Below are 14,728 nucleotides of genomic sequence, written 5' to 3' on the forward strand. Positions count from 1 at the left end.
CTGCAGCCCCGCCAAGGCCGGTCACTTGTGCAAGGCCATCGCCGTCCTTCAAAACCACCGCATCGCGCAGGTCGCCCGAGGATGAAAAAGGTTCAGTGTTCATCCCCTGAAAGTGTGGAGACTCGGCTAAGCGGCGATGGTCTTCTGAGATTTCACCTTGGTGGCTGTTCGGGCGGTCATGATCTGCTGCTCGCAGACGATCGGGGGTAGCCTGTCGGTGGCGCTGTGCCGGCGGCGGGTGTTGTAGAAGTCGGCGATCCAGGTTGCGATCTTCAGGCGGGCTTCGGCGCGTGTTGTGAAGCGGTGCCGGTGGACGTATTCGACCTTGAGGGTGGGGTTGAACAACTCGGCGGCGGCGTTGTCGAGGACGCGACCGAATCGGTCAGGTGGTGGGGTAGTTGGTCTCAGGGTCTTTACGCAAGGTGACGGTGACGGCAAGACCAGCATGACGGGTCATGGGTCCGTCGGTAAGAATGCCGAGCTGAATGGCCAGGTCTCGGCTGAAGAGATCGACGGTGGCTTCGACGAGGTCGGCGAGTACGGCGATTGCGGTACGGGCGCGGATCCAGGCGGTCATGGTAAGGACGGCGGTGATGGGCAGGGCGGGCCACCACCACCAGGCGAGCGGCAGGTACAGGATCGCCCATCCGGCTAGGCGGGCCGCAGTGCTGTAAGCATTATGGGCAGTGGTTAGCTCGGTACGGGCGGTGTCGGGAATGATTAGCCACAGTCGTGGCCAAGCGCTAGTGAGGTCAAGGTCATAGGCTTGGTAGAGGCGTTGGTCGGCGGCATGTAAACGGTCGGCGATCCAGGTGGGGCGTTGAGGGCGGAGTAGACCGATCGACTGGCGGGCGGCAATCGCTGCCGCTACATCAGGGGGTGACTCTCCTGATGCGGGGCGGGCGCGGGCGGCCAGGGTGGTCTGGCGTCGGACGCGGGTCTGGGCATTGTCCCAGCGTCGTTGCCGGTGGGCGGTCAGCCATCGGGCCGGGCGATGCCGTCCCTTGGAGTTCCAGGCGCGTTCGAGCAGCCATCCCAGCGCGCCGGCGGCGAGCCCGGCCGCCCCGGCGGCAGCCAAGATGGCGACGACAGCCAAGAGGAGCACTCTGGCGTTGGCGGCGGCGGGTTGGGCGGTGAGGCGGTCCATCTCCTTGAGGAGTGTTTCCGGGCACAGGGCGTTGTCGTGCTGCAGCACAAGGGCGATGGTCAGGCAAACCAGGTAGATCAGGCCGGGAAAGACCAGCAGGGTCAGCCAGCGTTCGGCAAGTTTCTTTCCCAGCTCGTCGAAGAACCCGCTCATGTCGAGACGCGTATCAAGGCGAGCGATTGTCCGGTCGCCGCGCACACCGATGGTTGGTCTGGCCGGGTCTGTAGGTCCACCCGGGTGCACGGGGTGGGGGCCGGGCAGGTCCATGCGTGCACGACCGGATGCCCGTCGCTCCAGCCGATGATCGGTTCGTAGGCGCGAGTGGGCAGGGTGATCGCGCCCCCCGCGATGACGGCCATCGCTTCGTCGAACGCGTCCAGAAGGGGCGGTAGCGCGTTATGGTCACCGGCACTGATCGCAGCGACGATCCGCTGTAGCAGTGTTCCGGCACCGACCTTTTCGGCGGAGTCCCACAGGTCGTCGTCCGTTTCCAGCAGTGTGCACAATCGTTCGACTCGCTCGGCCGCCTGTGTCACCAGCCGCCCCTTTCGTCGTGGGGGTGCCGCGCCGTACCGGACATCGAAGCTCACTCGTGGGCGTAGTGCGCTCATCAAGAGTGTACGGCGAGCGGATCATCGCCAATCAATTTTTGGTGGCCGCTTACGGCCTTCCGGTCAACCTAGGGCGATAGCGCATCGTCCAACACAGGCCAGCGTGGAAGGCGAGGGCGACGGGCACGGCGGGTGGCGTAGGACAAGGGAGACCTGGATATGAGCGAGCGAAAAGGCTTGATCGCTGCGATCTTCGCACGGCTGTCGCGGCCCCGGACCGATGCCTTCCTAATATGGAACCAGCGAGCGCTGAACAATCTTTTCTTTTATGAAAAGACCGGCGATTTGACCGCTCTGAACGAATCGATAACTTCGTCTCGCCACTTTTTGGCCGTCACACCACTTGGCCATCCCGACCGTGCTGCGGCCCAGTGCAATCTTGGGCTTGTTTTACGAGCACTGTTCGAGAGAACCGGTGAGACAGCAGCGATAGAAGAGGCTGTCGAACTGTTTCGTGACGCTGCCGCCATCACCACGGACACCCCTGTCCTACCGGACGGCCCTGAACGTTCTGCGATGTCCTTCCATCTCGGTGCTGCCCTGCTGCTTCTGTTCAAGCAGACCGGAGAGTTGTCTGCGATAACCGAGGCGGTCGCCGCCGCTCGTTTTTCCGTAACAGCCGCCTCATCCGATCGCCCGGATCGGGGAGCGCGCTTCAATGGTCTCGCAATGGTTTTACTGGAACTGTTCCGGATAAGCGGGGATTTGGCTTTGATAAATGAGGCGGCCACCGCCGGACGCGCCGCTGTCGCTGCCACCCCGCCTGATGATCTGAACTACGGCACGCACTTGAATACTCTTGGCGTCATTTTGCAGAAATTGTTCCGGGCAAGCGGAGATTTGTCTTCGATAAATGAGGCGGCCACCGTCGGACGCGCCGCTGTCGCTGCCACCTCTCCCGAAGACGCCGTCTATGGCGGGATGCTGTCCAATCTCGGAATCACGTTGCGTTTGCTGTCTGGACAGAGTGATGATTTTGAGGCGTTGATCGAGGCGATCGAGGTCGGTCGCGCGGCTGTCATGGCCACCCCGTCCGATGATCCTGACCACGCAGATTATTTGTCCAATCTTGGTAACAGCCTGCAGACCATGTTTGCGCGTACCGGCGAGTTCGGGTATCTGACAGAGGCGATTGAGGTCGGTCGTGCCGCCGTCACGGCTTTCAACGCTTTTCCAAATCACCCTGGCCGCCCCTCGATCCTGTCGAATCTGGGAGGGTTTTTACGAGTTCTGTTCGACTGGACAGGGCAGACGGAAGCGCTGACCGAAGCTGTCGCGATGATGCGTGATGCCGTATACGCCACTTCTTCCGATTCTCCTGAGTATGGAAAGTTTTTGGCCAACCTCAGTAGCGCCTTGCAAGCTCTGCACGTGAGGACGGGAAATTCGGAAGTGCTCGTTGAAGCAATCAAGGTAGGCCATGTCAGTATCGTCTTCACCCCTGTGGACCATCCTGAGCGTGCCATGCGATTGTCCGTCCTTGGAGGGGTTCTGCAATTGTCTTTCATCAGGACCGGAGATGTCGAATTACTGAAAGAAGCAATTTCGGTAGGGCGTGAGGTTATATCGCTGGCTCGCGACGATCGTTATAAATATTTGTCCAACCTCGGAGTCTGCCTGATGATGCTGTTCATGAAGACCGGACAGCTGTCGACATTGACTGAAGCGGTGCAGATAATTCGTCAAGCGGCCGCTGCCGCCTCACCCGGTGATCCCGACCGTGCTCAAATCTCGGTCATCCTCGGGGACGCCTTGCAGGAACTGTATGAAAAAACCAAAAATGTGGATCATCTGGTCGAGGCCAGGAAATGCTTTTCCGAGGCGGCGGATCAGGTGGCCACCCCGGTAAGAATACAGATGGCAGCCAATCGTGGTTTGGCGAAGACGGCGATGTGGGCGGGTGACAGCAGAGGGGCGTTGGCGGCCTACGAGAAAGTGATCGCGTTTTTGCCTCAGATGACACCACGGCGACTACGTCAGACAGATCGTCAGTACGGGCTGGGAGAGACGGCCGGTTTGGCCGCCGAGGCGGCTGCGGCGGCAATCGCGGCCGGCCGGCCCGAGTATGCGGTTGAATTACTCGAACAAACACGCGGAGTGTTACTCGGTGAAACCATGGCCGCCCACGGTGATTTCATCGAACTGCAAACTCGTTCTCCCCACCTGGCAGCTCGATTCGTCCAGCTGCGCGACGCGCTCGACGCCGCCGAGCACACCGGCTTCGCCCCATCGGACACAGGCGGCTTGGCACTGAGTACGCAGGAACGGTGGCCGCTTGGCGACCCGCACCGACAGGAGTCCCGCAGCGGGCCGGAGGCATCGATAAGGCAGGTCGCCGCAGAACGTCAGCGGCTCTCCCAGGAATGGGACCAGCTGCTTGCCCAGATCCGCGCCGTTCCTGGTCTGAAGCAATTCTTGCTCCCCCCGCCGATCAGTCAGCTGCAACGGCAGGCCAGTGGTGGTCCGATCACAATGGTGAACATCAGTCCCTACCGATGCGATGCGTTAACGCTTACCGACGACCCCGACCATCCCGTGCGGCTGACAGAACTACCCGGCGTCACTCACGATGTCGTGCTCGATCAAGTCGCCCGTTTTTTCTCCGCCACCCTTTCTGTAGACAAAGGCCCACTGGGAGAACGCCGAGCCGCCCAGCAGCAAATCCAGGCGGTACTAAGCTGGCTCTGGGACGAGATCGCCGCTCCCGTCCTACAAGACCTCGGCTTCACCGACCGACCGGAAGACGACCAGAATTGGCCACGCCTGTGGTGGTGTCCGGTAGGGGACGCGACGCTCCTGCCGCTGCACGCCGCCGGTCACCACGCCGAAGGTCATGGTGCCGAGCCACCGCGAACGCTGCTGGACCGCGTGATCCCCTCTTACACTCCAACGATCCGAGCCTTGGGCTACGGTCGCCAGGCCCACCTGAGCACCTCCTCCCCAGGAGCCGACGACGGCACCCGTTCGGCTCTCATCGTCGCCTTGCCAGAAACCCCTGGAGCTCCCGCGCTGCCCGGAGCTCATGCCGAAGCAACTCGTTTAGCTCAGCTTCTACCTGGCTCTCTCACCCTTGCCGGCCACCATGCCACCCACGACGCCGTTCTAGCGGCCCTGCCCAAATACCCGCTCGTACATCTGGCCTGCCATGGGCTTACCAACTGGGGCATTTCCTCGGAGAGCATGCTGTTGTTACACGATCACGCTATCCAACCGCTCACCGTCGCCGTCATCTCGCGACTACGCATTCCCAAGGCGCACTTGGCTTACCTGTCGGCGTGCAGCACCACCACCACCGGCGATCCCCGTCTGGTCGACGAAGCCGTGCACATCACCGGCGCTTTTCAGCTCGCCGGATACCAGCATGTCATCGGCACCCTGTGGCCTATCGGCGACGCCGCCGCTGTTCGCATCGCCGGCGAGGTCTACACTCACCTCACCAACGATGGCACCAAACCGCCCCACACCGACCAAGCCGCCCTCGCGCTGCATCACGCCATCCGAAGGCTGCGCGATGACCATCGCTCCAACCCCGCCATGTGGGCCGCCCACATCCACGTCGGCATCTAAACGATCGTCGCTCATGAGCCGAAGCAAGAGCGGCTTTAGGCTGGCCGCAGTTTTCCCGGCACGCCCCGGCGCGAGGCGGCTGGGCGCCTCCTGAACAGGGTCTTCTCAATAACCCTGCGCGCCTATGTCCGTAAATCCTGACCGTACTCCGATAAGAGCCTCAACGGCCGCCATTGCGGCGCTCGCCCCCGGGAACCACGCCGCAGGAAGCGGCCATGGTGCCGACACCGATGATCTCGTCGGGTTGAGCCACCGCGGCGGCATGGGGGGCGATCTTGTGCTCGATTCGGCGGGACACGGCCTCGATTCGAGTAGTGAGGTCATCGACTCGATAGGTCATCATCTGGCATAAGAAGCCGTGCTCATCGGTGAAGTGACCGGTGAGTGCTTCTTGCAGTAGGAGGATCTTCGAGCGCATCGGGCCGTGCGCCATCGCGGCCAACACCTTAGGATCACGCTGCCCGCCGATCAATGCGGTCAGCATCTCGCGGCTGGAGGCGCCGAAGATGTCGCTGATCACACTGGGTAGCTTGATCTGCGCGCCTTCCAGCAGTTTTTCCACGCGCTGTTTTCGCGGGTGCGCTCGTGCACCAGGCTGCGCCAAAAGCAGGTCAGGTCGCGTAGCTGGCGGATCGGCTTGGGGCGGACCATGCTGGGTCGGCACATGCCCCGTTCGACGACCTTGCCCAGCTACACCGCGTCCAGCTTGTCGGTTTTCGGGCGGCTGGGGACACTCTTGACGTGCTTGGCGTTCAGTAGCCAGCAGGTGAATCTCTCAGCCTCCAGCAGGTAGTAGACCGGCTTTCAGTAGTACGGCGTCGACGCCCTCTCGGAGCTCCTGAAAAGCTACCTCAAGCGCATGCAGTATCAGCCTAACCTGCTCAACGCGTTCATCGCCAAGATCGGCCTGAGTCTCGAACCATCATAACCTCAAACCTTCTTAATCAGCACGGCCTTCAAAACTGCTCACCTTTTCCGACGGCATCGGGTTGTTGGCGGTCGCGAATATTGCAACAATGGAGACAGCAACTTTCCGGACAATTTTTCGACGGTCGGCCTCACTGTCAGCCTTTTCATCGCAACATGATTTCGGCCAGGAGTAACTAGGGGGTTTCATATGTCCGATTCCATCGAAAGGTATATGCTCAGAGGAAAGGAGAACTGGGATACCTCCTATGTCCTCTGGGAGCGGAAAAACCTATGGGGTGACCCCGCAGTGCCATTCACAGCCGACGCCGTCGAACTCTTCGCCGCGGATAAGGCGCTCAAGGTCCTTGACCTTCCCTGCGGCGACGGCCGCAACCTTCCGCCGCTGGCTAGTGCGTTCACTGCAGTCATCGGGGCCGACAGTTCGAAAAATGCCCTCAGTTTAGCACGGAGCGTCACCAGGAGTCAGCCACTGCACAACGTCATCCTCAGCGTCGCGGACGTCTATGCTACAGGTTTCGTCGACGAAACTTTCGATGGCATCTTCTGCTGTGACCTTCTCGGGCACCTAGCCGATCCCGTCGGAGCCCTGCGGGAACTGCTTCGCATTTGCCGCGACGGTCACTGCCTGGTCGCTAATGTGTTCGCGACGGGCGACTCCACACGTGGCCTCAACATGGTTCTGGTCGGCGACGAAGAGTACATTTTCGACGAACGGTTCTATTTCAGATTCTACGATCGGGAACGTGTGGTGCGCATGCTCGACGAGGTCGCCGCCGAGGTCGTGTGGCTCAAAGAGGTGGCCTGGATGGAGCCGCCACACGAGGGCTACCGCGAATATGAGCACGAGCATCGAAGCTGGCTTTTCGCCCTGCGGAAGAGGGCGACGTGACAGCCATCGCGAGTGGAGTCACACGAAGACGAACCTAAGTGTTGCTGGCACCACGTAGCAGTACTTTGCCTGTGGTGTGGTCAAAATGGCGATGTCTCTTTCCTGAGCAATCAAGATGACCTCAGAACTGGCCAGGACGGTGTCGCCCACATACCCTGAGACCGTCCTCGTGTGAAAAGCCGCCCCGGCGCGCAGAGCGGTTGACTCCGACAACTCCTGGACGCGCACCCCAGCAAGCGTCACGAGCTCGCGCAGGCACCCAGAAACATCGTCAAGGTGTGAATGATGGCATGCTCTGTCGCCGCACGATGTGAGGCCGTGCGCGCTGGCCAGCGAGAGGGCGGGAACGATCAAAGTGAGCGCCCCCTCGCTGGCCAGCTCCCGATAAGCACGGGCTGCGGCTCCGTGCTTGGTGGCCAAATGGTAGATGGCGTAGGGATCCGCGACAAGCGTCGACCTCGACGAGCCCATGCCGTCATTCCTCGACATCGTCCTGGGGCACTGCCTGCTTCAGAACCTCGCGGACGGTGTCGTCGCTTACAGCGCCGCTCAGCCGCAGGGTCGTCGTCTTCCCGTTGTGAGTCGTCTGAAAGACGATGATCCGCCCACGTTCTTTAAGCCAAGCCTTGATGACCTGTGCGACTATGGGCACGGCCGATGCCGGCACCAGCAGTGACAGCAGGTCCATGGGACTTTTGGTGGCGGACTCCGCAGACGTATCACGCTGGACCGGGCTTAGGATTCCTCCCGCAGCCCTGATGTTGCTCAGGAGCCACTCACGATGCACAGGAAGGATCTGCGGGAGACGCACAGGATCAGCGGTGTCGACGTTCATCAACAAATCGGCCATATGAGCCTCGCGATGTATGTGTTCGCTTTGTTCTGGTTGCGGTTCAACCCGGAGGTAACTCACCGAACCGGCCGATTAGCTCAGGTGAAAACGGCGACGATCTCTCCGAGCGGATCGTTGATCGCGCGGACTTCGCAGGGTCCATTGATCCACTTGGTCTGTACGAGGCTACCGAGCAGAACGAACTCGCCTGCGCGAAGACCATTGATCGTCCGGTCCGCTGCGTTGTTCGCCAGCCACGTAAGCGCGTCCAGCGGATTTCCGAGTACGTCGGAGCCTACGCCCGACCCAACCGAGGTGCCGTCGATCAACATGGAGGCGGACACCTGCGAGAGCTCGAACGGATCGAAGTCTGCGATCTCCGGTCCCAGGACGCATCCCGCGCCGAAGAAATCGTCGGCGATCAGCGTGGGCGCTCCAAGCTTAGTGAAGTCTGCGTAGCGGTCATCCACGATCTCGATGGCGACCATGCAGGCTCCGACCGCACACGCGACATCCTCGCGGGTGAAGGCGGTGGCTCTCGGCGGCAGATCCTCCGCCAGACGGACAGCGATCTCGCACTCCACGCCAACCCTGACGAAGTCTGACAGGGGGAAGGTGCCGTGCTCGTGTTGCACGGTGCCCTCATAGACGCCCCCTCCGCAGGGATTGGGGATCTTGAGATAGTCCTGCATGACCTTGGTCGTGCAGCCGATCTTGTGCCCCGATCTCCATCCCAGACTGGTTAGCTGGAGCTCTGGCGCGAGAGCGTCCTGGATGGCGTAGCCCTCTGCTTCGGAGTTTGGCCGCGCCTTGCTGTCGAACCCCTCAAACGGCACGTGATCGAGCCGCGTCCTGACCAACGCATCGACGGCCAACTTCGTGGCTGTTTCGCGCATGCTTGCACCTCCTTTTAGGAATCGTTCACAATGTCGAGGATTGACGACATCAATTCAGTCGTTGGCGATTATGTAGACATTGACGAACCAGCTCTCGACCTTCGCCCATAGCAGATGTCCACCGATGCCTTTGTGATCCTCGCCTGTGAGTACGCAGTGAATATGAGGTTTTCCTCCGACTATTTCCCCCGTGCCGGTGAGCTGGACTGGGAACTCAAATTCTGTTCGCACCTCCTTCATGGCATCATATGCGGGCATGTTGACCACCCCGCAGGAATCCACTGCTCCGATAAGCGAAACGATGGCTCCACTAGTGATTTCGAGTAGCTGGAGTTGCCGAGCAATGCTCGTGAGAAGCTCTTCACCCGGCTGGACAGATATGAGCTGCAATTTGGAATCCCATCAAAAAGGGCACAACGATTATCGAGACGCAACAGTGCGCGGATGCGTCTCGGAGCACACGGCAAGTATCCACTCCTAGCTAGTGATGCACAACACCTGCAAGTAGATAGGATACACAAAGCCGAAGATCACATCTGTCCTGATGTGCCCACTAAAATCTATTATCGGTCATACCATAATCCTTGAGATCGATGCATACTAATCCCATGCTGGTGCCAACCGCTATTACATCGGAGGCGACAACATCTAGATCGAATATAGCGCAACCTAGATCTATAACTTCCGTATCCTGCATGTCGAATTTGTGGGAGGTCCACCTCGACACCCGTACCGTGTGATCTGCAGAGGCCGAGACGATGCTGACGGCCGACTCGTCTCCGGTAATCGCCACGGAGGTCACAGCACCCTCGTGCCGGATGACGGGAAGGACTCTCTGCTCTTGCTCGGCGGGCCGGTAGATCATTCCTACGCTGCCGTCTTCGCAACCGAAAGCCATGATGTTCCTCCCTTTCATCCGGCCGCCTCGGAGAGAAAGGATTGCAGAATCACAAACCACGAGAGGATCCGCTATAAGAGTTGGAGAAGAGAGCTTCCATTTGCGAATGGTCCAGTCAGCGCTGCCGCTGACAAGGATGGCGCAGTCTTCGGTTCGCAGGAACTCCATACTAGTCACCCAGCCATCGTGACCGAGAAATTCGACCTGCTGCTGGAAGGTATCGAGTGACCATACTCTTACCGTATGGTCACTGCTAGCCGTCACGATGGAACGTTCCGTCATGGCGCCTTCCAGTAGCAGGACGGCGCATATCCCACCGTCGTGGGCTTGAAACGACCGCCGCGAATGGCTTAGGTCGTGCGCGTCCCAGATATGGATCGAGCCGTCCCAGCAACCCGAGGCGGCGACCAGACGATCACCGAAGCGCTTCATGTGTAAAGACGAGACTGGACCGGCGGGAGAAACGCCGACATGGCCCATGAGCCGTCCGTCGACGGCGCTCAGGGTCCTCAGCACACCATCACGGCCACCCGAAATTATTTTGTCATCTCTACCATCCGCGGCCGCTGAAACGGCGACGACATTACCGGTATGTCGGGATTCGACCTGTTTAGATTTCGTCGGATAACGATCCCAAACCCTGACGGTGTTGTCCCAACTGGCGGACAGCAGCAATCTGCGACCTTCGACGTCGCAGTCGACGAGCCCCATAATGCCGTCGTCGTGACCGAGCAACGGAGCGAACACTTCGTGGCCCATCTCGATGTCCCAAAACCGGATAGATCGGTCCCAACCACCCGAGGCGATTACTGATCGTCCATCCAGAGTCGCTGGGGCGACGGTCATCACGGGGCCCTCGTGTTTAGTGATGGCGGGCCTGATCTCCACGCCGAGCTCCGGGTCCCAGAACCGGATGCTGTAGTCCCAGCTACCCGAGACGACAATCACCCGGTCGCCGAGCCGAGTGGTCGTAAGCGCGTAGACACCGCCTTTGTGCCCCTTGAGCGTGGCGACCAGGCCTCCGGTCTCCACGTTCCAGACCCGAATGAGGTTGTCGTCGCCGCCGGACACCACATACGTGCCGCCGGAGGATTCGTAGAACGCGACCATGTTCACCCAGGCGCCGTGTTCCATGAGGCGCAGGCAGCTAGCTCCTGTCGCGTCGGGGACCCAGAGCCGGATCCGACCGTCGTTGCCAGCCGAAGCGAATATCGACGTGCCGCGATACCGCCCGCCGCGGATACACCTAATGTCGCCGTCATGAGCACTGACCGGTGGGAACAACGGTGCTCCTGTGGAAAGGTCCCAGATGCGAAGGGTGCCGTCCGCACCGCCGGAGACAACGGCACCGACCCCGTTCACCTCGCCTGTTGCCACAGCACGTACCCCGTTGGTGTGTCCGAAGCATTCGACGATCTGCCCGCCGTCGCTGACGTCCCAGATCCGTACGACGTTGTCCCAGCCGCCCGAGATGGCGACGACCCTGCCCGCGACCTTCCCCACTGTGAGGTCCCTGGCGCCGCCGTGGTGACTGCCGAGGATCCGGTAGGACCCGACCTGCTGCCAGTTGGCCCATCGCAGCCGCCACGGACGCTGGTCCTGGATCTGGCGGAGCGCGCTCACTAAATTCTCGGCGCCTGCACAGTGAGCGGCAAGCTCGAGATAGGAGGAGTGTTCGCGGGCGGGCCTAGAAATCAGCATGCTGTAAGCCCGCCGGTACGCTCGCGCGTGGCGGTCAAATTGCTCCGACTGCAGCGAATCGAGCGCCTGCAGCAGCCTTTCCGGATTACTCACCAGGAGGAAACCGGGCTCCGAAACGAGTTCGTCGAGCAAACCGGCGGCGGCCGCATGCGTAGCGAGGTGGTCGCGGATGTAGGGATGGGCCAGGTTCCACTTCCGCTTACCGCCAATAGGGCTGACGGGCACCTGCTCTAAGAGAGTCCGCGTGATGCGCGCCTGAATGTCGTCGTCCCGCTGTGGGCGCCGCAGGTAGTCGGCGAGCGCCTGGTGGTGGAGGCGGTAGACCGAGCGACCTTTCGCGATGCTCTCCACGATGTACGCTCCGGCGTTTCTCAACAGCCAGTCGATGTCCATGTCTGAAGAGAACTCACCGGAGATAGCCGCAGCCAGCGGTGCCCACAAATTGTCCCACGGCAGGCCGCTGCCCTCAGCGTAGACCAGGGGCATCAGCAGCCTGCGCACCCGGTACTCGTTCGGCCCGAAGCGTTCGAGGTAGTCGCGGAAGGCATCTCCCACCTCTTCGGGAAAGTTCTTGCTCGCCTTGGACATCGCGTAGTTCGACGGGGTGACATTCGAGGCCAGAAGGTTGTTCGCGACGATGCGAGCGACCAAGAAGTTAGGGTAAGCCCTTTCTGCGACGGCGTCGGCCACTCTCGACGTGAGTATCAGGTCCTGCTGAAACGGCGTTTGCTTGTCCGGGACGCCGGCGGCGACGAGGATACGGTGAACGTACTGCGCGATCTCCGGTGCCGTCACATAGTTCGGTCGGTCAACCGCGATCACTTTGACCGACTGCCCCAGCGCAGGGATGACTTCAGGGCGTGTGCCGATGATGAGCTTGACGGACGGCAACCCGGAGAGCGGTTTGAACAGCTGCCGGGCCAGGCGGGACGGTTCGGCATTGTGGTGGTAGGGCGAGTCCGTGGACCGTCCGGCCTCATCGAGCCCGTCGACGATGACCACTAGGGGTTCCGCTCGTCTGGCGAGAGCCTGGACCAGTGCGACGGGATCGGTCGCCTCGACGCCCGCGCCCGCAGCTATGGTCGCCACGACCTCCTCGAGATGCTTGTTGCGCAGGTGGACGGCCACATCCACTGCTCCAACCGGGGGGACTGCGGACGGGAGGACGTGTTCCAGGGGAACCTTCCTGCGATAGGAGTCGTCTGACAACATCACAAGCCTGGCGATGATAGCGGACTTGCCGCATCCCGGACTTCCAGTAATCACTCTGGCGTGATGATCTCCTTGCGGCTCATTAATCCACGAGACGAGCGTGCTGAGAATGCGGTCGCGGCCACTGAAGTACCAGCCTGGTTCTGACTCGAACTCGACCCCTCGCGATCGCGGGGAGAAATGCTCTTGACGGTCCCGCTCGCGCAACCGGCGCTGCGTTTCGAGATCGATGCCGTACGGCAAGAGCGAGTCGTATCGAGGATTAACGAAAAAGGGCGGCAGGCCGCTACTGTCTCCGACGTTGTATCGGGCCCTCTGCCGCCGACCGCGTTCCATGAGATCGCGGTTGACTGAGTCGATAATTTCGCCCGGATGGATAAAGCGCTGGCGCTGACCCGCTTTCGTCGTCTCCAAGGCGCGGATCAGCGCATCCACGAAGACATTTTGCTCGGCTTCGTCTCCCGGTCTGGCCGCTGCAACGAACCACAGTCCGCTGCCGTGCGTTTCCTGCACGAAGCGAATACCGGAGAGCTCTGCGGCCACCGCGGTGAGATCGCCTATCCCGGTCCCCGCATAACATGCGTCAAGGATTACTAGGAGATGTTGAACAGGGCTTCCGGCCAACATGTATGCAATGGTATCGGTGGGGAAAGCCGTACCGATGAGATTGTTCACGGCCGAATCGGAGGTGAGTAGGTAATGCCTTCCCATTTCGATTGCTCCGTGCCCGGTATAGTAGATGACCACGACATCTTCGGATGATCTGCTTGGCTCCCTAAGCCAAGCGCTCAGCTCTCGCCTCATTCGGTCCTGCGTGGGATTGGCGATCAAGTCTTGCAGCACATGCGTGTATCCAAGGCGAGTAAACGCGCGGACGATTCGGCCGACCTCTAGCGAGACATCAGAGAGTTGCTGGTCGACCGGGAGCTTCTGATAATAAGATACCCCTATCGCAATGAGAAGGTACGACAAGAACACCCCCATACAGGCAGTTGCTGAAGGCACTTACCTTATATCCGCACATGCCACATGTCCATCATGTGGACGACTCTGCTATCAATACAAGATCATTAGGTGAGCACGGGCGACGCCTACCGACTAGTTCTCTTTGAAGAGGAGTTCAGGCCATAGCGGAACCTCCGCTCACTGCATAAGCAGTCGACTACCGGCCGATTGCTGTACCGTAGCGGGTCCAACAACACTGACACACCTGAGCACGTGACATCCCAAGCTGCCACTTATTTATCAGGAAGAACACTCGACTGAGTGGCTAACTCCCGTTTGCAAGCAGGCAGCCATGCCCCGAGCTGCTTCCGCTCTTGAGCCGAGCAAGTACGGGATGATCTTGCAAAAGGTGTGGGCCGTGTAAGGCATTCACATAGTTCACCCTGCGCAAAGCATCCGTACGGCCGCCGCCCTCCTAAAGCGAGTGTCTTTTAAGTCGGCCATACGGACATAAAGAGGACTCTCTGGCTGAGTATTTGAGTATTGATCGTTTGGTTTGGCGGGCTCGTGTGAGGGGTCGCGGTCTGGGTCGATGGGCAGAGTGGCCTCGGGTGATGCGCTGCGCCAGCATGTTGATTACAGCCCAGCGGATCATCGCCTCGCTGATCAGTGGCCGGTGCTCGTAATCACGCGCCAGCCGTCGGTAAGCCATTACTGAGGATAAAAGCGTGATGTCGTCATGGTGGGGCGGGGACGAGCCCGGTGCCGATAAGGCAGCCATCGAGGATGTCGTGGCGGTACTGGAGTCGGCGTAGGCCTTGGCGGATTGCGGTGATCAGGTCGTGGGGGTCGGTGAAGGTGCGGTTGGCCTGGGTGGTGCGTCGCAGTATCGACCACAGGCCTTCCACCGGGTTGAGGTCGGGGGCGTAGGCGGGGAGTTGGTAGACGGTGAGCCAGTCCCGCTCGGCGATGTAGCGGCGCATCCCTGCGCTCAGGTGGGTGTTGAGGATGCCCCTATGTTGCGTCAAGCGGTGCAGGTGGAGTTGATGCGGCTGTGGCGGGCTGGATATGGCGGTAGATTTCGCGCGCGACGTAGCGCT

Annotated in this window: 12 protein-coding genes and 1 pseudogene; 2 read left to right on the plus strand and 11 right to left on the minus strand. The window is 60.6% G+C overall.

Annotation, left to right across the window (positions count from 1 at the left end; genetic code table 11):
- Positions 1 to 126: 126 nt before the first annotated feature.
- Genes AB0G15_RS42370 through AB0G15_RS42380 form a run of 3 tightly spaced genes read right to left on the minus strand, consistent with a single transcriptional unit; the run spans position 127 to position 1,683 of the window.
- Entirely contained in the window at positions 127 to 447 is a 321-nt protein-coding gene (locus tag AB0G15_RS42370; protein ID WP_362851205.1) for an integrase core domain-containing protein, read from the minus strand.
- The gene (locus AB0G15_RS42375) at positions 383 to 1,300 is read right to left on the minus strand and encodes a hypothetical protein (protein ID WP_362851207.1); all 918 of its coding nucleotides are present in this window, start codon (positions 1,298 to 1,300) and stop codon (positions 383 to 385) included. The genes AB0G15_RS42370 and AB0G15_RS42375 overlap by 65 nt, the downstream gene beginning before the upstream one ends.
- The gene (locus AB0G15_RS42380) at positions 1,297 to 1,683 is read right to left on the minus strand and encodes a hypothetical protein (RefSeq protein WP_362851209.1); all 387 of its coding nucleotides are present in this window, start codon (positions 1,681 to 1,683) and stop codon (positions 1,297 to 1,299) included. The genes AB0G15_RS42375 and AB0G15_RS42380 overlap by 4 nt, the downstream gene beginning before the upstream one ends.
- A gap of 234 nt (positions 1,684 to 1,917) precedes the next feature.
- On the opposite strand from AB0G15_RS42380, the gene AB0G15_RS42385 reads away from it, so the two are divergent.
- A complete protein-coding gene (locus tag AB0G15_RS42385; RefSeq protein WP_362851211.1) occupies positions 1,918 to 5,325 on the plus strand; it encodes a CHAT domain-containing protein in 3,408 nt (1,135 codons plus the stop codon).
- Between the two features lie 160 nt (positions 5,326 to 5,485).
- Here the strand turns inward: AB0G15_RS42385 and AB0G15_RS42390 are convergent, their stop codons facing one another.
- Positions 5,486 to 5,887 carry a hypothetical protein gene (locus AB0G15_RS42390; protein WP_362851213.1) on the minus strand — a complete coding sequence of 134 codons (402 nt, stop codon included), beginning with the start codon at positions 5,885 to 5,887 and terminating at the stop codon, positions 5,486 to 5,488.
- 555 nt (positions 5,888 to 6,442) lie between these two features.
- On the opposite strand from AB0G15_RS42390, the gene AB0G15_RS42395 reads away from it, so the two are divergent.
- Positions 6,443 to 7,144, plus strand: a complete 702-nt coding sequence (locus AB0G15_RS42395) for a class I SAM-dependent methyltransferase (protein ID WP_362851215.1) — start codon at positions 6,443 to 6,445, stop codon at positions 7,142 to 7,144.
- 18 nt (positions 7,145 to 7,162) lie between these two features.
- Here the strand turns inward: AB0G15_RS42395 and AB0G15_RS42400 are convergent, their stop codons facing one another.
- From AB0G15_RS42400 to AB0G15_RS42430, 7 genes and pseudogenes are all read right to left on the minus strand, one after another.
- Entirely contained in the window at positions 7,163 to 7,615 is a 453-nt protein-coding gene (locus AB0G15_RS42400; protein WP_362851217.1) for a hypothetical protein, read from the minus strand.
- A gap of 4 nt (positions 7,616 to 7,619) precedes the next feature.
- On the minus strand, positions 7,620 to 7,979 hold the full coding sequence (locus tag AB0G15_RS42405) for a hypothetical protein (RefSeq protein WP_362851219.1): 360 nt from the start codon (positions 7,977 to 7,979) through the stop codon (positions 7,620 to 7,622).
- A gap of 95 nt (positions 7,980 to 8,074) precedes the next feature.
- Positions 8,075 to 8,872, minus strand: a complete 798-nt coding sequence (locus AB0G15_RS42410) for a fumarylacetoacetate hydrolase family protein (protein WP_362851221.1) — start codon at positions 8,870 to 8,872, stop codon at positions 8,075 to 8,077.
- A gap of 54 nt (positions 8,873 to 8,926) precedes the next feature.
- Entirely contained in the window at positions 8,927 to 9,262 is a 336-nt protein-coding gene (locus tag AB0G15_RS42415) for a PPC domain-containing DNA-binding protein (protein WP_362851223.1), read from the minus strand.
- 163 nt (positions 9,263 to 9,425) lie between these two features.
- Positions 9,426 to 13,667, minus strand: coding sequence for a caspase family protein (locus AB0G15_RS42420; protein WP_362851225.1), 4,242 nt, complete (start codon positions 13,665 to 13,667; stop codon positions 9,426 to 9,428).
- Between the two features lie 571 nt (positions 13,668 to 14,238).
- A pseudogene (locus AB0G15_RS42425) lies at positions 14,239 to 14,343 on the minus strand (IS5/IS1182 family transposase); the annotation flags it as partial.
- Between the two features lie 22 nt (positions 14,344 to 14,365).
- Complete coding sequence (locus AB0G15_RS42430) at positions 14,366 to 14,656, minus strand: transposase (protein WP_362851227.1); 291 nt, start codon at positions 14,654 to 14,656, stop codon at positions 14,366 to 14,368.
- Positions 14,657 to 14,728 lie beyond the last annotated feature (72 nt).

The organism is Streptosporangium sp. NPDC023825 (genome assembly GCF_040639575.1).
Classification (GTDB): domain Bacteria; phylum Actinomycetota; class Actinomycetes; order Streptosporangiales; family Streptosporangiaceae; genus Streptosporangium.

Bases quoted from the DNA above. Each gene is read 5' to 3' on its own strand.
- AB0G15_RS42370 (WP_362851205.1), bottom strand. From the start codon at position 447: ATGCTGGTCTTGCCGTCACCGTCACCTTGCGTAAAGACCCTGAGACCA.
- AB0G15_RS42375 (WP_362851207.1), bottom strand. From the start codon at position 1,300: ATGAGCGGGTTCTTCGACGAGCTGGGAAAGAAACTTGCCGAACGCTGG.
- AB0G15_RS42385 (WP_362851211.1), top strand. From the start codon at position 1,918: ATGAGCGAGCGAAAAGGCTTGATCGCTGCGATCTTCGCACGGCTGTCG.
- AB0G15_RS42395 (WP_362851215.1), top strand. From the start codon at position 6,443: ATGTCCGATTCCATCGAAAGGTATATGCTCAGAGGAAAGGAGAACTGG.
- AB0G15_RS42400 (WP_362851217.1), bottom strand. From the start codon at position 7,615: ATGGGCTCGTCGAGGTCGACGCTTGTCGCGGATCCCTACGCCATCTAC.
- AB0G15_RS42405 (WP_362851219.1), bottom strand. From the start codon at position 7,979: ATGAACGTCGACACCGCTGATCCTGTGCGTCTCCCGCAGATCCTTCCT.
- AB0G15_RS42410 (WP_362851221.1), bottom strand. From the start codon at position 8,872: ATGCGCGAAACAGCCACGAAGTTGGCCGTCGATGCGTTGGTCAGGACG.
- AB0G15_RS42420 (WP_362851225.1), bottom strand. From the start codon at position 13,667: ATGGGGGTGTTCTTGTCGTACCTTCTCATTGCGATAGGGGTATCTTAT.